The following is an 18988-nucleotide window of genomic DNA, read 5'->3' on the forward strand; positions in this document are numbered from 1 at the left end:
TTGCGAATTCAGTAGCGATAAGCCAGATAGGTGGACAGCACCGGGAACAGCGACAGGATCAACAGCACCAGCAGCATCGCGGCGAAGAACGGCACCACGCCCTTGAAGATCTCCTTTACCGGTACGTTGCGGTCATTGAGGGCGGCATTGACCGTATAGACCGAGATCCCGAACGGCGGCGTGATCAGGCCGATTTCCACCGCCACCACCGTAATCACCCCGAACCAGATCAGGTCCATGCCGAAGAACTGCGCAATGGGCAGCACGATAGGCAGCACGATCAGCATGATCGACACCGAATCGATGATGCAGCCCATCAGGATCACCACCAGCAGGTAGAGGAAGAGGAAATGATAGGCGGTCAGGTCCATGGCCGTGACCCACTGGGCGATGGACATCGGCAGCCCGGTCAGTGCCAGCATGCGGCTGTAGAGCGAGGCCGCGAGAATCAGGAACAGGATCGATACCGCCACGTGCCCCGTCTCGCCCAGCACCTGATAGAACTTGGCCGCATTCAAGCGTCGCTTCATCAATGCCAGCAGCAGAGCACCGCAGGCACCGACGCCACCGGCTTCGGTGGGGGTGAAGAACCCCGAATAGAGCCCGCCGAGCACCAGGGCCATCAGTGCCAGTATCGGCACAAGCTTGAGCACCAGGGACAGCGGCGTCTCGTCGATGGTTTCGCGTTCGGGCTGCACCGCCTGATCCTGCATCATGAAACCGGGGCGCAGGTAGGCCAGCAGCAGGATCGTGACACAGAAGGTAACCGCCAGCAGGATGCCCGGGATGATGCCGGCAATGAACATGCGGCCCACCGATTGTTCCGCCAGCACGCCGTAGACGATCATCAGCAGCGATGGGGGGATCAACATCCCGAGCACGGAGCTCCCCGCCACCACGCCCACGGCGAACTTTGGCGTATAGCCGTGGCGCCGCATCTCGGGTACCGCCACCTTGGTGAATACCGCAGCCGACGCCACGCTGATACCGGTAATGGAAGCGAAAATGCCGTTGGCCCCTACGGTGGCCAAGCCCAGGCCACCGCGAATTTTGCGAGTCAGCCACTGAAATACATCGAAGGTGTCACGCCCGACCCCCGATATCACCACCAGCAGGCCCATCAGCACAAACAGCGGCACCACCCCGTAGAGGTAGCTGCTCAGGGAATCGTTGGCCGCCGCCGCTACCATGCGGGTAGCCAGCTCCGGCGTACGCAGCGTGGAGATGGCGACGAAGGAGACCAGCATCAAGGCAATGCTGATATGCATGCCGAAGTAGATCAGCGCCAGCATCATGCCCACGGCAACGATGCCGATTTCGATACCGCTCATGAGCCAGCCTCCTCTGCGTCGGGCACCCTGCCCTGCACCGCTCGCACCAGCGCCTGGCCTGCCAGCAGCAGATATTGCAGCAGCGTGATCAACGCACAGGCGATGACCACCAGGCGGATGGGCCACACGGGAAAGGTGAAAACCCCCTCCACCCCCATGAACTGGCTACGCTCCCAGGCACGCAGGAAGGTCGGCAAGGTGCCCTGGTAAATCACGTAGAGCATGTAGGCACCGGCCAGGTAGAACAGGGTCTGCAGCCCATATCCGATGCGAGGATGTCGTTCGGTGAAACCGCGAATGAAGATATCGGCCTGAGCCATACGGCCGTGGCGCAGGGTGCCGGGGAGCTGCAAGAACACGATCATGACGATGGACGCCGCCACCAGCTCCGCCACCCCTGCAATGGGCTTGTTGAACAGATTGCGGGACAGCACGTCCACCACGATCATCGCCATGATCGAAAAGATCAGCAGCGAGCCTATCGCGTTGAGTCCGTCTACCAGATAGCCGAACAGACTGTTGTGACGGCCGCCACCGAGCCGGCGCCCAAGCACCAGCGTCTTGAAGGAAAACGTCATTGCCACGACTCCTCAGGCCCGGCCGGCGCTACCGGCCGGGCATTGTCGATCAGTTGCGGTCCCAGGCCAGCTCGGGCTCATGGCCGCGCTCGCGCATGGCATCCATGTAGGTATTGAGGAGTTCGCGGGCAGGCAGGCCGCGCCCTTCGTTGCGCTCGACCCATTGATCCGCCAGGCCGGGCATGCCGTCGATCCACTGCTGGCGCTGCTCGTCGGAAAGCGCCTGAACCCGTACCGGGGTGCTCTGGTCGGCGCCCAGCTCGACCATACGCTCGAGAGAACTCTCGTAGCGCTCGGCCAAGTCGCGGCCATGGGCGACGGTATAGGTTTGGCCGGCTTCCATCAGGGCTTCCTGTACCGGTTCCGGCAGGCCGTCCCAGGTGAACTGGTTGATGGCAAGCCCCCCGGAGAACACCACGCCCAGGTTGACCTGGGTGATGTACGGCGCCACTTCATAGATGCGTGCCGAGAGGTTGCCGGTGGCCAGCCCCACCACTCCCTGGGAGACGCCGGTCTGGATGTCGGTGTAGTAGCTTGCCAGGGTGCCGTCTACCGGCACCGAGCCCACCGGCTCGAGCCAGACGCCGAGCACCCCTGGCGCCGAGATACGCGCTCCTTCGAGGTCGTCGAGGCCGTTCACCGGGAAGTTGGTGTAGATGTCGTAGGTATCCGATGCAGTCGCACCGAGGAACACCAGGTCGTGATCTTCCCACTCGGCGCGTAACGCCGGCTCCGAGCGCACCAGATCGTTCATCACCTCGAGCATCAGCTCCGGATCGCTGGTGGTGAACGGGGTATAGGCGCTGATCTGTGCCAGCGGCATGCGTGAGGGCTCGAGGTAGCTGAAGACCCAGCCGATGTCGGCGATGCCGTCCTGGATGGAAGTAAGCGTGGCGTTGGTACCGTAAAGCTGGCCGGCATAGGCCTCGGTCCAGCGCACTTCATATTCGCCCTCTTCCGCCAGAATCTCGTTGACCTTGGGAATGAAGACCTCGGGGATCATGCCCACCCAGGGGATGGTGGTCGGGTGGCTCGAGCCCACGGTCAGATCGATGGTTTGCGTGGCCAAGGCGCTGGCAGGAACGAGCGCTGCGGCCAGAGCCACGGCACTCAGGGTGAAGGTGGGACACGATTGGGTGGTGTTGTGCTTGGTCGGTGTCATGTTGGCGTCTCGTATTGGGGTTGTTGTTATGGAACGGGTTTTGGCGTGCGGCCCGGTCAGGAGTCGATAGGCGAGGACGGCAAGCGCGAATCCCCGGGGCTCAGGTCGAAGTCCACGTCGAGCGTGCAGTAGCGTCCGCTGACATCGGCATCGGGGGCCTTCCCGTCGTCGTGCAGGGTGAACGGCATGGCCAGATCGGCGCTGGTGACGCCGAAAACGCAGTCGGATTCGAGGAAGGGATCGTCGTCGGGGAAAATCTGGGTCACCAGGGTCTGATGCCCTTCCGCCGATATCGTGAAGTGCAGGTGGGCGGCACGAAACGGATGACGATGCTGCGCCTCGAGCATCTCGCCGACGATGCCGTGGGTGGGGATCGGATAGCTGGCCGGGCGTATGGTGCGAAAGCGGTAGCGGCCCTCGCCGTCGGTGCGAAACTTGCCGCGCAGGTTCAGGTGCGGCTGACTATCGTCCTGGTTCTCGTAGAGGCCCTCCGGCGAGGCGTGCCATACCTCCACCAGCGCACCCGCCAACGGCGTGCCGTCGCGGCTTGTCACCCGCCCGGAGACGAATAGCGGAATGTCGCTCTCCTTGGGCGTGTCGCGTGAAATATTGGTGCCCAACGGATACTCGGGATCCTTGCGGCTGTAGAACGGCCCCAGCAGGGCCGGCGAGATCTGCTCCGGGGTGCGCTCCTGGTTGAGAATCATCACCAGGGTGGAAAAACCCAGGGCGTCCGACATCACCATGGTCTCGTTGTGGCGATCGCGGGTGAGGTGGCCAAGCCGCGTGACAGCATTGATGGCGGCCATGAACTCCTCTTCGTTCAGCTTCACTTCGCGGCCAAACGCATGCAGATGTCGCACCAGCGCCGTAAGGATTTCCCGTAGCCGATCATCCTTGGTATGGCTCATGGCCTTGACGACGATCTCGGTGATATCGTCAGGCGTCTGGGGAATGCCATGCGGAACTATGTCGTCTTTGTTGGGCAATTCGAACATGACTGTCGCTCCTGATCGGCCTGGGTATCAGCACTACCCGGCCTCGTGATTATCATTGTTTGATGGTGCCGATGCGCTCGGGCGGCGTTCAACGCTGCCGGCGCTTCACTTCGTCGAGAATCTCCTGGCGGTGCTCGTCCAGTACCGGCGGCGCCACCACGTCCAGCGGCTTGACGCCATCGTAGGAAACCGGCGAGCGCACCGTGCGGAAGGTGCCCACCGTGGGATGCTCGGTGCTCACCTCGAGCTGCAGGTGCTTCACCTGGGGGTCCTGGAGCACTTCGTCGGTGTCGTACATGGGCGCGTGGGGCACGTCCTCCGCCTCGAGTCGCCGGCACCACTCGTCGCGCCCGTGACGCTTGAAGACCTGCTTGAGCACTTCGATCATCTGCTCCTGGTGGTCGATGCGCCCCTCGCGGGTGGCGAAGCGTTCGTCCTGCAGCAGTTCGGGGTACTCCATGGCATTGGCCAGCCCCTGCCAGAACTTCTCAGGCGAGGACATGTGCAGCGCGACCCACTTGCCGTCGGCGCACTCCACCACGTAGGACTGCGACACCTGCGGCCGGCTGTAGGGCCCCATGATCTCGTTCTCGGAGAGATAGTGGGTAAAAGCGTCGAGGTTGAAGTGGCACATCGCCTCCAGCATGGAGACGTCGACCCGCCGCCCCTGGCCGGTACGGCCGCGCTCCACCAGCGCACCGAGAATGCCGTAGGCGGCATAGAAGCCCGACAGGGCATCGGCCATGGCCGGGCCCACCACCCGCGGATTTTCCGGGTTGATCAGCAGCTTGAGAAAACCGCTCGCCGCCTGGGCCACGGTGTCGTAGCTGGGGCGTGAGGCGTAAGGGCCGTCGTTGCCGAAGCCGCTGATGGCGCAGTAGATCAGCCCCGGGTTCATCTCCCGCAGCCGCGCTTCCCCTGCCCCCAGGCGCTCGGCAGTGCCGGGGCGAAAGTTCTGGATATAGACGTCGGCATCGCGAATCAGCGCATCGAAGGTGGCGAGGTCCTCCGGCTCCTTGGTGTTGAGGGCGATACTGCGCTTGTTACGGTTGTAGGTCTGGTAGTGAGGGCTGTAGAGCCCGCCCTTGAAGGCGCGGAAGGGGTCGCCCTTGCCCGGCATTTCCACCTTGATGACGTTGGCCCCGAGATCGGCCAGCAGCATGCCGGCGGCAGGCCCGGTAATGAAGGTGCCCTGTTCGATGACGGTGATGCCTTCGAGTACCTTGGTCATGATCCGCTCCCCTCCGTCTCGAAGCCCGGCGGAACGTCACCGGTGTATTCGACCCGCTGGGCCGCCTGGTAGGAAAGCGCAAAGCCGCAGGGCTGCTCGGACTCCTCCAGCAGGTGGGCGATCAGCCCGGCGGTACGGGCCAGCAGCGGCACGCCCCGCAGCGCCTTGAGCGGGAAGCCCGCTCCCAGCAGAACGGCAGGAATGGCGGCGGAAACGTTGAGTTTGAGTTCCTTGCCGACGATCTCGGGGATGGCCAGCTCTACGGCCTCGGCGATCTCTACGTAGCGCATGTCGGCACCCGCCTCGCGCGCTACGCCGAACAGCGCCTCGACCCGTGGGTCACGCGCCTTGTGCAGCGGATGGCCGTAGCCGGGGATCGCTTCGCGACGGGCACGACGCTCGCTGACGACATCGTGAACGGCCTGCTCGAGCGATTCCCCCCCGTCGACCCGACCGCCGATTTCGGCAAACAGCTCACCCGCCGCCTGGGAGGCGCCAAGAATCACCGACCCGCAGCCCAGCAGACCCGCGGCCACTGCGCCCTGTAGCGCCTCGGGGGCGGCAGCGAAGGTCATGCGACTGGCCTGCACGCTGGGCACCAGGCCATGTTCGGCGATGGCCACCAGGGTGGCATCCAGCACCCGGCGGCGCACGTCGCTAACCGGCTGGCCATCGAGCAGCATGAGGAAATAGTCGGTGAAGGTGGTGTGGCCGATCAGCTCGGCGCTCAAGTCCTTGCCACGCACCACGATGGTGTCGGCGTTGGAGGTGCTGATGGCGGTTCTTGGAATTGTCTCGCGCCCTATTTTCATCTGTCGCTCCGGGGAAAGAAGCGAGCGTGAGACGCCGACGAGGCGTTCACGCTCGGGGTGTGTAACGCTGTGTAGAAAAACATACGACGCGAATACGATTCATAAAAATGATAAATTTCCATTGAAACGAACGATGGCATCGATTGATTGCGAAACGACAGCGAGGCTTCCCATGGAACTGCGACATATGCGGTACTTCCTGGCCATTGCCGAGACGCTCAACTTCACCCGTGCGGCCGAAAAGGTTCACGTCACGCAGTCGACGCTTTCGCACCAGATTCGTCAGCTGGAAGGGGAGTTGGGGCAGCCGCTATTCGCCCGGGTCGGCAAGAAGGTAGTGATCACCGAGGCGGGGCAAAGCTTTCACGAGCATGTGGTGCCGATACTGCGCCAGGTCGACCAGGCCGTAGGGGCCTTGAAGGAAGCACCCGACGAGCTGCGCGGTGAGCTGCGTATCGCCGCAACCCACAGCTTCAACGTACAGCTCATTCCACAATGTCTGTCGCTCTTCATGCAGCGCCTGCCCCATGTCAAGGTGGCCGTGGAGGAACTCTCGGGGGATCAAATCAGCGAAGGTCTGGTCAACGGCCGCCTGGACTTGGGTATCTCCTATCGCCCAGGCGTTCCGCGTGGCCTGCGCTTCGAGCCACTCTATAACGAGGAACTCAAGCTGATCGTGGCTGCCGGGCATCCGCTGGCGGGGCGTAAGCGGCTCAGGATGGTCGAGCTGAATGGCCAGCGCATGACGCTGCTGGCGCCACACTTCTCCACCCGCCAGATGTTGGATGAGTGCTTCGCTGCCGCCGGCGCGCGGCCGCAGATCGTTGCCGAACTCAATGCCATTTCGCCGATGATCGAACTGGTGCGACGCACCGATCTAGCCAGCATCGTGTCGGAGAATGCGCTGGGCAACGAGCCCGGCGTGAAGGCCATTCCGCTTGAAAGCCCTACTCCTGTGCGTACCCCGGGGCTGCTGTGGTCGCAGCAGGGCCAACGCTCTCCCGCCAGCCGCTTCATGGCCGAGACGATTCGTCAGCTGGTCATGCAGGGTCCGCTGGGGAGACGCTGAGTTCTGCCTGTATCAGCGGCTATCGTCCTCCCCGAACGGAACCGCCTTGCCGGCGGTCAGCGTTTGTTCGAGCCGAGCGAGCGGCATGGGGCGCGCGAGCAGGAAACCCTGGAAGAGATCGCAGCCGTAGCCTTTCAACAAATGCAGCTGCTGCTCGGTTTCAACGCCCTCTGCTACCACGCTCAGGCCCAGATGATGGGCCATGGAGATGATGGCCTGCACGATGGAAGCATCGTCTACGCTATGGGTCACTTCCCGAATGAAACTGCGATCGATCTTGATCTTGCCGATGGGCAGTTGTTTCAGGTAGTTCAAGCTGGAATAGCCGGTGCCGAAATCGTCGATGGAGACCTCGACCCCCATCCGGCGCAGGGCATTAAGAATATCGACGACGTCCTGAGCATCCTTCAGCAGCACGCCTTCGGTCAGCTCCAGCTCCAGCCGACTGGCCGGTAGCCGGGTCGTGGCAAGGGTGTCCCGCAGCGCGTCCAGGAACCCGGAACGGTGGAACTGCAAGGGCGAGAGATTGACCGCTACCTTGAACCCGGCAAGGCCTCGCGCGTCAAGCAAGCCCATATCGAGACAGGCGCGTTCGAGAACCCAGCGACTGATCGGCATGATCTGGCCGGTCTGCTCGGCCAGGGGGATGAATTCTCCGGGCGACACGAAGCCTCTCACCGGGTGGTTCCAGCGCAGCAGGGCTTCCACGCTGACGATCTTTCCCCTCTGGTCGTATAGCGGCTGGTAGTAGAGTTCCAGCCGCTGCCCGTCGATGGCCTCCTGCAGCTCATTACGCATCGCCAGGCGCTCGTTGACACGCGTGGTGATCTCACTCGTGTACCACTGAAAGGCGTTACACCCCTGCTGCTTGGCCATGTACATCGCCATGTCCGCCTGCTGGATCAACTCCATGGGCTGCTCGATGTCGCCGTTACTGACGGCAATACCGATACTGGCCGACAGATGGAGCTCGTGATGACCGATGCGATAAGGTTGAGCCACGAGCCGCAGCAAGACCTCTGCCATCTCCGCCTGCTCTTCCCCGGTGGCATCGGTCATCAGCACCACGAACTCATCCCCACCCAGCCGCCCCAGGGTGTCGCCGGGCCGCATGGCGCTGGTCAGACGGCGGGCCACTTCGATCAGCACTTCATCGCCGATGGCATGACCCAGGCTGTCGTTGATCGGCTTGAAGTCGTCCAGATCGACGAACAGCACGGCCAAGTTACGACCCTGTAGCAGCGAGGTGTTGCAGTGATGGGTAAGCCGTTCTTCCAGCAGCGATCGATTGGCCAGGCCGGTCAAGGCATCGTGACTGGCGCTATGGGCAAGTCGCTCTTCGTAGGCCAGGCGGTCGGATACGTCGCGCAAGACACCGATGAAGTGGGTCACGCGCCCGTCGCCATCGGGTACCGGCGCCACATAGAGCGCATTCCAGAATGCACTGCCATCCTTGCGATAGTTGCGTAGCGTGACATGGCAGTCACGACGCTCGGCCAGGCGGCGTCGCAGCCAGGCCAACTTCTCGGGGTCGGTGTCGGGCCCCTGCAGCAGCCGGCAGTTACGGCCGATCAGCTCTTCCTCGCGATAGCCCGTCAGGGCCAGGAAAGCTTCGTTCACGAAGGTGATGGGTAAATCGACCTGATCGGCATCGGTGATCACGATGCCATTGATGCTGGCTTGAACGCTGCGCTCCAGCACCCGCAGGCGCGTTTCGTTCCTGTGCTGCTCGGTGACATCCTTGCCGATGCCGAAGACCCCCTTGACCACTCCATCCACCAGGATCGGCAGATGCGTCACGTAGAGCAAGCGCGGCTCGCCGGCCCGATCGACGATAGTCACCACATGCCGCTGCGCGTTGCCCTTGAGAGCTTCGGCAATATGCTGGTGGATGCCCTCGGCTTGGTCGGGAAGACTGAGCTGGGAAAACGGCGTACCGACGATGCGCTCCAGTGGCCGGCCGGTAATGGCGGCAAAGGTGGGATTTGCGGTGGCAATGACGCCCTGCGGATCGACGGAAAAAACCGCATCGGGGTTGTAGGCGAAGAGCGAACGGTAGCGCTGTTCGCTTTCCCACAGCGACCGACGGTCATGCTGTCGCTGATGGGCGAGCCCCAGGCTGAACGCCATGAGAAAGCTCAGCATGAGCCCCGAGAGCGCCACGCCGCCGGGAATCAACCCGGCCTTGAGCATTTCATTGACAGAATCGGGATAGATCTCGAGCGTCAGCTCGAGCCCGCCTGGCAAGGTAACGCGGCGATGCGCCGCCTTAGGGTAACTCGCTTCGCTCGGGGCGCGCCCCGGCGCACGCATGTCGAGCAGAGGAGCCCCCTGGCGAAGCACGCGGACTCTGTAGGTGCCCAACTGGACGCGTAGCTCCTCCTCGAAAAGCGCCACGAGATCCAAGCTTCCCACCAGCTGCCGTCGAGCCGAGGGCAACTGGGTCGTTATCAGCACCATACCGTCGTGCCCAGCATCGGCCGACACCAGCCGTGGCTCGGCAAAAGACAGCGCCAACGATGACATGACTCGGGCATCACTCAGTCGATCCTGCAACCATCGCCCGGCCGGCGCATGGCGGGCGAACTGCCAAGTCAACGTTCCCTCGTTCAATAAGCCGAACGCCTGTATCCCGGATGAATCGCTGAAATAGCGCTGGAGATAGGGATCATGACCCGCCGTCTCGATTTCCAGCTCAGGAGAGTCCAGGCGCTCGGCCATATACTCGATGAAGAGAAGCTGTGCGGCCATGACCTGCTCGGCGTTGTACTGCAGATTGTCCAGCAGATGGCTGGCCTGCAGCTGCTTGTCCGCCTGGTACTGCCAGTTCAACAGGTACCAGACCGTACAGCTGAGCAGGACACCGAGCAGGCCGCACGCCAGCGCCAGCTTGCCCATGCGCGGCTGAGGGCGCTCGACACCAACAGCCATCAGCAGCATCGAAACGCCCAGCAGCAGCGCCAGAACGGTGCCCAGCAGAGGGGAAGACGCATTGTTCAGCGTCCAGGCAGCCTCGCCACCCGGAAGGAAGAGCCTGAGCAGAGCCAGGAGGCTGCTGCTCAACAGCAGGATGCCTACGCCGATCCACAGCCAGCGCGCCGGGCGCCTGCCCACGCCCAGCAGCAGGCAGAGCGCCACCAGCAACAGTACTGCCGATGCCAGCGACCCCATGCGCACGTCACCCGTCAGCCAAGACACTCCGACTTCACGACCACCTGCCACAGCGTTGTGAATCAACAGGTAGGCAACGTGCAAGAGCAGTATGAAACCGGCAACGCAACGCAGCAACGACCAGCGCAGCATGAGCGCCAGCAGGCCGACACCGACCATGAGCACAGCCAGTGCATTGTCAGGTAGCAGCACGCTACGCAGCGGGAAGACGATATCCAGCCAATAGGTCAGCAGTCCCGATGCGCCCATCAGAATGAGCACTGCCGCCGCCACATAGAGCGTGGTATCTCTGGCGATATCCAGCGTCTTGTGAGACATATCGAGCGCGCACTCCTAGGGTCAGCCGCTTACGAGACGATCCAACCAGACGGCAGGCGTGGTCATAGAGAGTTATCGGCAGCCAGCGAGAAAGGTTGAATCCCGCTTAGGCACCGCCCCCGCCTTCCGCCAGAGAGAGCAACGCGTCGAAGTCGCTGATGGTCAGCTCGCGCCCTGCCACGCCGATCATGCCCTGCTCCTGGAAGCGCCCCAGCACCCGGCTAACGGTTTCCAGCGCCAGCCCCAGGTAGCTGCCGATGTCGGAGCGTGACATGGAGAGATGAAAACAGAGCGGCGAGAAGCCCCGCGTGCGGAAACGCTCCGACAGGCCCAGCAAAAAGCTCGCTATCCGTTGATCGGCGGTGCGTCCGGAGAGCCAACACATCATGCGCTGGTCGCGGCGCAGTTCGCGACTCAAGCAGCGGTAGAGCTGACCGCGCAGCTCCGGCAGCCGTTCGGCCAGGTCTTCCAAGCGAGTGAACGGCAGCTCGCAGACGAAAGCACTCTCCAGCGCCACCACGCTGCCATGGCAGGATGCCTCGCCGATGGTATCCAGCCCCACCACCTCCCCGGGCAGGTAGAAGTGCGTGACCTGATCGCGCTGCCCCGCCAAGGCCACGGTCTGCTTGAGGCTGCCGGAACGCACCACATAGAGGCTGGTAAACGGCTCCCCCTGGCGCACCAGCGCCTGGCTGCGCTTGAGGCTCTGCGGCAGCCGAATGATGGCATCGAAGGATTGCAGGGCATCGAACTCCAGCCCAAGCGGCAGGCAGCGGGCATGCAGGGTGCAGCGCTCGCAGCGGGGTACGCCGGCACCTGGCCGCTCGGCGGGCTGGGGCTTCATCAGCGTACTCCTTGCTTCGGTGGGTGGGTAAATCAGTGGAGTTTCGATTCTCGCCTGTGCCGAAAAGCCTGTCCTGCCTGCGCGCCGCCCAGGTTAACGAAATGAAACAACGGTTGATCTACATCAAGAGAAACATGCTCACCTGCACGCTAACCAAAAAATGCAGGTACAAAAAAACCGGCCCCGAAGGGCCGGTTCTGTCGTCGACGAATCGACGTAGTCTTGCAGTCAGCTTGGGCTTGACTTAGAAGTCGTAGCGCAGACCGACAGTATAACGCAGCTCGTCGTTCAGGTCGGCGATAGAGTCATCAGTGTCGAAGTTAGCGTCGTGGATTTCGGCCCAGACGTACATCGGACGGCTGAAGCGATAGTTGGCGCCCAGGGTCCAGACGTTGCGGCTGTCGACACCTTCAAGAGCGGAGCGCACGCGGTTGTAGTCAGCGTAGACTTCACCCATACCGTAGTCGAAGGTGGCACCGACGGTCCACAGGTTACGTGCGGAGCCTACGATTGCGCGAGAGCCAGCGTCAGAAGCATTATCGATGCGCTCCAGCAGCTCTTCCTGGCTGAACTCGCTGGTAACTTCTTCGTATTTCACGCGCGCAGAGAAGGCAGGCGTGAACTGGTAAGCAGCCATGGCAGTCCAGATATCTTCACCTGCCGGGTAAGTGCCGCCACCAGAGTAGCTAGCATTGCGATCTGCCAGATCTTTGGACTGGTTGTAACCAGCAGCCAGGTACAGATCCTGCCACTGATAGTTGACAGCAGTCTGCCAGCTAACGGTAGAAGAGTTGTCGCCGTCGCCAACATCATTGCCGTTGCCAGAAGCGTGCTTAGCTTGCAGGTGGACCTGGAAACCGCCCAGAACCGGAGTTGAGTACTGGATTGAGTCACCACGCGCACCGACCGGGCCGCCGCTGATAGCGGTAAAACCTTCGTACTCGTGAACTTCGAACTTGCTGGTCACCGCCTGGTAAACGACGCCATCGAAGTTACCGACACGGAACATACCGAAGTTGTCGTCGCGCAGGCCGATGAAGGAGTTGCGGATGACCATGGGATCGTCGTTCTGGGCCGTCAGGTTGGGACGGAACTCCATGTTGGCGAAAGCTTGCAGGCCCGGCGCTACCTGATGGCGGGCGCGGAAGCCGAAGCGGGAGAACACGTCGACGAAGTCAGAACCGCTGGTCTTCACTTCACCTTCAGAAACAACTTCATCACCCACTACGTTATAGCGATCCGGGCGATCTGTGCCACCGGTGGTGATGCCGTAGTTGATACGGCCGTAGACGTCAACCTGAGTGCCGTCCTGGTCATAAACGGTAGCAGCCTGAGCGGCAGCGGTGACGCCCAGAGCGCCGGCAATGGCAGTCGCTAACAGTGTCTTTTTCATCTCTATAGTTCCTTTCACTAGCTTACTGTTTCGATCGTTACTGCACGGATCGGTGATCGGTGCAGGTAGCTTGCCGGGCATGGGTCCCGCCGTGCTTGGCTCGGTTCCTTCTCAGGAAGGGCCGGGGGCCGGACATGACCGCAGCGAAGCCTTGTTATAGTCCAATGCTCGCAGGTAGAACTCTATACCGGAGAAAAACGGAACGCAATAAGAAAAAACACTGTTTTCCTACGACGCTCGCCTTTCCGATGGAACTTTGCCCTGCTGATGCGGTCCCAGGCGCTCCAGCGCGAGGGCTCGCGTGCCGCAGGCATGGCAGTTTGGCGCCTGGCAGCGATGAGCCCGCACATCATGCCCCGCTGTTACAGTGCTGGCAAGCAATGCGCTTTTCACACTTGGCCAACGCCGCTTTTCAGGGCTCCGTCTTGCCGCTGCCGTGCTTGGCCAGAAGCGCGGAAAGCTTGGCCTCCATACGCTCTCTCGGGTCGGTCGGCGCGGCGGCCGCTTGGGTAGCAGAAGAGTCAGCGGCGCCCGTCATCGGCCTGGGTTTGCGCTCGGCTTTTTGCTCGGCTCTCTGTTCAGCATTCTGTTCGCGCTGGGCTGGCCGGTTGGCGCTGCCGTGAGCCTGCGTCTTGTCGGCGCTGCGCCGCGGCGGCGTGTCCCTACGCTCGCCCTCTTTCCGTACGCTTTCTTTACGCCCATTCTCTTTCCTGCCACTTTCACGCCGCTCGCTCTGCAGCCGCTCCAGCTTGCGCCTCGCATGCTCGGCGGCCTGAGCATCGACGATACCGGCGGGGGCACCGTCGAGATCGATGCGCTCGGCCTCTTCGCGCACCGCCTTGAGATAGCGCGGCAGATTGACGTAACCCGCCAACGCCCGACGCACCAATTTTTCCGGCCAGGGCTCGCAAGCCGCCAGGTCATGATGTATGCCGACCTTGAGCGGACGGGTATGGCCCTTGAAGAAAGTGCGGGGATAGCGCTGGTACCACTGCTTCAACAGGCCATCGGCGGAGGGCGCCTGCTCGATGGCCAGATGGCCCTGGCGTTCGCCCTGTGCCGCCGGCGCTGCCGCGACCTCTTCCGGCTTGGCGAGCTCTGGTTTAGCTAGTTCTGGCTTGGCTAGCTCGGGCCCGGTGTGTTCGGACCGCTCGGGTTCGGGCTGAGCATCGGGCTGGCGAGCGGGTTCGGCGGCTGGGCGCTGGCCCATCAGGGCAGCCAGCCCCTGGGCACGCCGGGTCGAGCCGGGGAAGAGCGGCGCCGGCTCGCCCTTGCGCAGACGCTCGCGCAGGCGGGTGTTGTCCTCTTCGAGCTCGCGGTTCTGCTCGTCGAGCTCGCGGTTCTCCTCCGCCAGTTCGAGGCGAGCCGCTTCCTGCTCTTGCCGTCGCGCTTCGGACTCGGCGAGCCGGGCTTCCAGCTCCTGCAATTTCATGCGGCAGCTACGCAGCTCGTCGAGCGCACCGGCGGCACGAGCCTCGAGATCACGAAAAAGCTGACGTGAACTATTCTCCATCAAACCAGCATCCTCCTGGCAGGCCCACGTTGACGACACGGCGACGGCTTTCGGTCGGGAGCGGCTATCCATGATCAAGCTAGTGTGTGCCACAAGCGTGGCGCTGACAAACCGTCCGCTCAATCTTCTTTTCTGCGGTACTCGACAAAGCTGTACTCGGGCTGTCCCGGGTGGGGCGAGCCTGGCACCCGCTGCACTTCCTGCCACTCGTTTTCGTCGAGCTCGGGAAAGCGAGCGTCGCCCTCCACCTCGACCTCCACCTCGGTGAGATAGATGCGACTGGCGTGGGGTAGCGCCTGGGCGTAGATCTCGCCGCCACCCATCACCATGATCTCGTCACTGGCGTCGATGGTGGCCTGCTGGTCGGCCAGCGCCAGCGCCGAGGCCAGGTCGTGACAGACCCGCACGCCATCATGATGAAACCCTTCATTTCGGGTTACCACGATATTGAGCCTGCCCGGCAGCGGCCTGCCGATGGAGGCGAAGGTCTTGCGTCCCATCACCAGCGGCTTGGCCTGGGTCATGCGCTTGAAGAACTTGAGGTCCTCAGGCAGGTGCCAGGGCAGCTTGTTGTCGATGCCGATCACGCCGTTGCGCGATACGGCGGCGATCATTGCCACCGGCACCAGGGTCTCGTCGATCATACGGCCACCTCGGCCTTGATGTGGGGATGCGGGTCGTAGCCTTCGATGGCAATGTGCTCGAAGCGGAAATCGAACAGCGATGCGACGCTTGGGTCGAGCACCAGCCGGGGAGCCGGCCGCGGTGTGCGGGCCAACTGCAGCTCGGCCTGCTCCAGGTGGTTGAGATAGAGATGCGCATCGCCCAGGGTGTGGACGAAGTCGCCAGGCTCCAGTCCGGAAACACGGGCCACCATCATGGTCAGCAGCGCATAGCTGGCGATGTTGAACGGCACCCCGAGGAAAATGTCGGCGCTGCGCTGATAGAGCTGGCAGGAGAGGCGCCCCTCGGCCACGTAGAACTGGAACAGGCAGTGGCACGGCGGCAACGCCATCTCGTCGACCAGCGCCGGATTCCAGGCGGAGACGATCAGCCGCCGCGAGCGCGGGTTGGTGCGGATCTGCTCGAGCAGGTTCGCGATCTGGTCGACGTGGCCGCCGCGGGGGTCGGGCCAGCTGCGCCATTGGTAACCGTAGACGGGGCCAAGCTCGCCCTGAGCGTCGGCCCACTCGTCCCAGATGCTGACGCCATTCTGCTTGAGGTATCCGATATTGGTATCGCCACGCAGGAACCAGAGCAGCTCGTGAATGATCGAGCGCAAATGCAGCTTCTTGGTGGTCACCAGCGGGAAGCCACGGGCAAGATCGAAGCGCATCTGATGACCGAAGATGGAGCGCGTACCGACCCCGGTGCGGTCGTCACGCTCAACGCCCTGTTCGAGCACCTGGCGCATCAGGTCCAGGTACGGCTGTTCGAGAGCGGGCTGTTCGATGACGGCTTGCTCGAGTGCGGGCTGGGCGTTGTCGTCAGGCATCTTGGCAAAGGCTCTAATGAGAGTGAACGATTGGGGCCATGAGTCTACCGCCTCTGCTCACGGCGTCCTACTCCGCAGGCTTCACTGCTGCAGCTTTCATACCTTCAACCGGCTGGCGGCGCGACCAGACGATAAGCAGGAGGCCGAAGGCGATCATCGGCAGGGTCAACAGCATGCCCATGGTGAACCAGCCGAAGGCAAGGTAGCCGATGTGGGCATCGGGCAGGCGGAAGAACTCCACGCCGAAACGGAACACGCCGTACAGCAGCAGGAAGAGGCCGGAAACCAGCCCGCGCCGGCGCGGCTGTGCCGAGACCCACCAGAGAATGACGAACAGCACCAGGCCCTCGAAGAAGGCCTCGTAGAGTGCGGTGGGGTGACGCAGTTCGGGTCCCATGCCGGGAAACGGCATGCCCCAGGGCAGTTCCGTCACTCTCCCTGGCAGCTCGCGGTTGATGAAATTGCCGATGCGCCCTGCTCCAAGGCCGATAGGCACCATGGGGGCGAAGAAATCCGTCAGGGTGAAGAAGGCCATGCGCTTCTTGCGGGCGAACCAGAGCGCAGCCAGCAGCACCCCGATCAGCCCGCCATGGAAGCTCATGCCGCCATCCCATACGCGAAATACCCACAGCGGGTCGGCGGCCCACTGGCCCATGCCATAGAACAAGGCATAGCCCAGGCGCCCTCCCGCCACTACCCCGATAGCGGTATAGAACAGCAGATCGCCCACATCGTCATGGCTGAGGCCGAAGCGGTGGGCCCGTTGGCGGCCCAGCCACCAGGCGCCCACGAAGCCGATCACATACATCAGGCCATACCAGTGAACCTGGAAAGGACCGAGAGAGATGGCCACGGGATCGATTGCAGGATAGTTCATGAAGACCTCAAAGCAGGAAGCGCAGTCCAACGATCAGCAGCAGCGCAGCAAAGCCCAGCCGCAGCACTCGAGCCGACAGCACATGAGCCAGGCGAGCGCCAAGCCTGGCAAAGGGTACGCTGGCCAATACGATGCCGAGAAACGCCGGCCACATGACGAAGCCTGTGGCACCGGCCGGCAGCAACGGATTGCCCCAGCCCATAAAAATGAAAGTCATCGCACCGAATAGGGCAATGGGCAGACCACAGGCCGCGGAGGTTCCCACCGCCTCAGTCATTCTGGCACCGCAACGAGACATCCAGGGCACGCACAGCGTACCCCCACCGATACCGAACAGCGCCGATATGCTGCCGATGACCCCGCCGGCCACGCCCATCCCCAGACGCCCAGGCGCGGCGCGGCCGGGCTTGGGGCCGATACCGAGCGCCATCCTGATGCCCACCAGGATCACGAAAAGGCCGAACAGGGTGCCGAGCAGCCCCCCGGAGAGCGCCCCGGCCACGAACACACCGGCTATCGCCCCCAGCACCAGGCCCGGCAACAGAGAAAAAAAAGCGTCACGCTGGATGCTGCCGCGCTGGTAGTGCGCCCAGCTCGAAGATGCCCCCGTCACCACGATGGTGGCAAGCGAAGTTCCGATTGCCAGGTGCATGGTGACAATGGGGTCGATGCCCTGCAGCCCGAAAGCGAACACCAGAGCGGGCACGATGATCAGCCCACCGCCGACGCCGAAAAGTCCGGCCATGGTGCCGGCGGCCGCCCCCAGGATCAGGTAGCCGAAAAAGGTGAACAGCAGGGTCATCTGGAAGAGGTTTCCTCGAAGGCGTCGGGGCGCCAATGCCGCAGCAGGTCGATAAGCTCGCGTGGGCCGTAGGGCTTGGCCAGATAGTCGTCCATGCCGGCCTCCATGAAACGTCCACGATCACTGTTCGAGGCGTTGGCCGTCAGCGCCACCAGGGTGCTGCGCCCGGCCTCCGGTGTTTGCGACTCCTGCTGGCGCCACCGTCTGGCCGCTTCCACGCCATCCATCTCCGGCATGAAGATGTCCATCAACACCAGGTCGTAGGGTTTGCGACGCTGCTGCTCGAGCGCCTCGAACCCGCTGGAAACGCTGTCGACCTCGAGCCCTTGCGCCTCGAGAAGCTGGCTTGCCAGCATGCGGTTGACCGGCCCGTCGTCGACGACCAGCACTCTCAGTGGATCGGCCTGACGAAGGGAGACGGGCAGCGTCACACCTTCTCGCTCCCCTGCCAGACTGCCGATCAGCAGCAGGATGTCGGCGATACGTTCTCGCAGCCGCGCATGGCGCTGGGGCTCGCCAAAGCTGGCAGGCTCTTCCATGCTCTCGGTCAGCTCGGAAAGAAGCGGTTCGAGCTCGCGCTGCAGCAGTGTCAGATAATGGGATTTGAGCCGCGAATCTTCCCGAGCACGCTCGCGCGCTGCCAGGAGATCGCCGAATTCATGCATGCTGACCCGGTCGAAGAGCAGCAGTTGGTAGGGCGACGCTTCAAGCCATTCCACCCGGAGAGTGCGCCAGCGCCCCTCGCCGTCCAGCACCTGGACCTCGGTCCATTTGTCACCTGCATCACCCTTGCTGATAAGGCGGGTCGCGGGATCCTGGCCTCTCAACGATTCCAGGCTGTCTCCAAGAAGCCGCTCCATGGCGAGGTTGGCTCCAACGATTCGCCCCCGATAGAGCGTCAGAGCCGGACGCTGGCTCGACGCCAACAGCGCATCCGGGCTCGGTACCAGTTCAAGCCGTGACTGCAGCTCGATCATGCCGTCGTGCAGCCGTTCCATGTGCCCTATCATCGTACCGGCATAGGGCGTGAGCTTCTCCGGCTGGCCCAGCCAGGCTGGCAGCATCTGCTCTGCTTCAAGCAACAGTCGCTCGATTCGATCGAGCCGATTCTCGGCCTGATTCTCACAGTCACGAAGGCGGTGGCGAAGCTGGAGGAGAAAAGCTGCAGTGGTCAGGGTCGTGCCAACCAGCAGTGACAATAGCAGCCAGGCAGGTTCCATCCAGGAAGTGGGGTCGGGGGTAGCCACCCAGAGCACCGCCCCCACCACCACGCAAAGCAGGACCAGTGCCGCCTGGGCCAGCAACAGTGGCCATAGCAGGGGCCAGACCAGATACGACCATAAGCGGTCCTTGTTAGCTACCACGGGCATTCATCCCTGAGCCAGTTATTGAAG

16 protein-coding genes are annotated in these 18988 nt (G+C 62.9%); 1 reads left to right on the top strand and 15 read right to left on the bottom strand.

The window, feature by feature from the left end; translation table 11 throughout:
* Positions 1 to 8: 8 nt before the first annotated feature.
* The 6 genes from AC2VNO_RS12635 to AC2VNO_RS12660 all read right to left on the bottom strand — a co-directional run bounded on the left by AC2VNO_RS12635 (position 9) and on the right by AC2VNO_RS12660 (position 6112).
* Positions 9 to 1331, bottom strand: coding sequence for a TRAP transporter large permease (locus tag AC2VNO_RS12635; protein WP_486934436.1), 1323 nt, complete (start codon positions 1329 to 1331; stop codon positions 9 to 11).
* Positions 1328 to 1909 (bottom strand): TRAP transporter small permease subunit, encoded by a 582-nt coding sequence (locus AC2VNO_RS12640; protein ID WP_486934437.1) that lies wholly within the window; start codon positions 1907 to 1909, stop codon positions 1328 to 1330. The genes AC2VNO_RS12635 and AC2VNO_RS12640 overlap by 4 nt, the downstream gene beginning before the upstream one ends.
* A 49-nt stretch (positions 1910 to 1958) precedes the next feature.
* Entirely contained in the window at positions 1959 to 3071 is a 1113-nt protein-coding gene (locus AC2VNO_RS12645; RefSeq protein ID WP_486934438.1) for a C4-dicarboxylate TRAP transporter substrate-binding protein, read from the bottom strand.
* Positions 3072 to 3127: 56 nt separating this feature from the next.
* Positions 3128 to 4069, bottom strand: a complete 942-nt coding sequence (locus AC2VNO_RS12650) for a dioxygenase family protein (RefSeq protein WP_486934439.1) — start codon at positions 4067 to 4069, stop codon at positions 3128 to 3130.
* Positions 4070 to 4157: 88 nt separating this feature from the next.
* Entirely contained in the window at positions 4158 to 5300 is a 1143-nt protein-coding gene (locus tag AC2VNO_RS12655) for a CaiB/BaiF CoA transferase family protein (RefSeq protein ID WP_486934440.1), read from the bottom strand.
* Entirely contained in the window at positions 5297 to 6112 is an 816-nt protein-coding gene (locus tag AC2VNO_RS12660) for a citryl-CoA lyase (RefSeq protein ID WP_486934441.1), read from the bottom strand. Before AC2VNO_RS12660 ends, AC2VNO_RS12655 begins: the two co-directional genes overlap by 4 nt.
* Positions 6113 to 6284: 172 nt before the next feature.
* Between AC2VNO_RS12660 and AC2VNO_RS12665 the strand changes: the two genes are divergently transcribed.
* Positions 6285 to 7181 (top strand): LysR substrate-binding domain-containing protein, encoded by an 897-nt coding sequence (locus tag AC2VNO_RS12665; protein ID WP_486934442.1) that lies wholly within the window; start codon positions 6285 to 6287, stop codon positions 7179 to 7181.
* A gap of 12 nt (positions 7182 to 7193) precedes the next feature.
* Here AC2VNO_RS12665 and AC2VNO_RS12670 read toward each other — a convergent pair whose 3' ends face one another.
* The 9 genes from AC2VNO_RS12670 to AC2VNO_RS12710 form a co-directional block, all read right to left on the bottom strand.
* The gene (locus AC2VNO_RS12670) at positions 7194 to 10670 is read right to left on the bottom strand and encodes an EAL domain-containing protein (RefSeq protein WP_486934443.1); all 3477 of its coding nucleotides are present in this window, start codon (positions 10668 to 10670) and stop codon (positions 7194 to 7196) included.
* Positions 10671 to 10776: 106 nt separating this feature from the next.
* Positions 10777 to 11514: a fumarate/nitrate reduction transcriptional regulator Fnr gene (fnr, locus tag AC2VNO_RS12675; protein WP_486934444.1), complete on the bottom strand. Its 738-nt coding sequence runs from the start codon at positions 11512 to 11514 to the stop codon at positions 10777 to 10779.
* 244 nt (positions 11515 to 11758) lie between these two features.
* The gene (locus tag AC2VNO_RS12680) at positions 11759 to 12907 is read right to left on the bottom strand and encodes a porin (RefSeq protein ID WP_486934445.1); all 1149 of its coding nucleotides are present in this window, start codon (positions 12905 to 12907) and stop codon (positions 11759 to 11761) included.
* Positions 12908 to 13319: 412 nt separating this feature from the next.
* Positions 13320 to 14420 carry a ProQ/FINO family protein gene (locus AC2VNO_RS12685; RefSeq protein WP_486934446.1) on the bottom strand — a complete coding sequence of 367 codons (1101 nt, stop codon included), beginning with the start codon at positions 14418 to 14420 and terminating at the stop codon, positions 13320 to 13322.
* Positions 14421 to 14539: 119 nt separating this feature from the next.
* Positions 14540 to 15064 carry a dihydrofolate reductase gene (locus AC2VNO_RS12690; protein WP_486934447.1) on the bottom strand — a complete coding sequence of 175 codons (525 nt, stop codon included), beginning with the start codon at positions 15062 to 15064 and terminating at the stop codon, positions 14540 to 14542.
* Positions 15061 to 15915: a thymidylate synthase gene (locus AC2VNO_RS12695; protein ID WP_486934448.1), complete on the bottom strand. Its 855-nt coding sequence runs from the start codon at positions 15913 to 15915 to the stop codon at positions 15061 to 15063. The genes AC2VNO_RS12690 and AC2VNO_RS12695 overlap by 4 nt, the downstream gene beginning before the upstream one ends.
* Before the next feature lie 67 nt (positions 15916 to 15982).
* Entirely contained in the window at positions 15983 to 16792 is an 810-nt protein-coding gene (lgt, locus tag AC2VNO_RS12700; protein WP_486934449.1) for a prolipoprotein diacylglyceryl transferase, read from the bottom strand.
* Between the two features lie 7 nt (positions 16793 to 16799).
* Positions 16800 to 17594 (bottom strand): sulfite exporter TauE/SafE family protein, encoded by a 795-nt coding sequence (locus AC2VNO_RS12705; protein WP_486934450.1) that lies wholly within the window; start codon positions 17592 to 17594, stop codon positions 16800 to 16802.
* On the bottom strand, positions 17591 to 18958 hold the full coding sequence (locus AC2VNO_RS12710) for a response regulator (RefSeq protein WP_486934451.1): 1368 nt from the start codon (positions 18956 to 18958) through the stop codon (positions 17591 to 17593). Before AC2VNO_RS12710 ends, AC2VNO_RS12705 begins: the two co-directional genes overlap by 4 nt.
* Positions 18959 to 18988 lie beyond the last annotated feature (30 nt).

The organism is Halomonas sp. TH-94 (assembly GCF_057473365.1).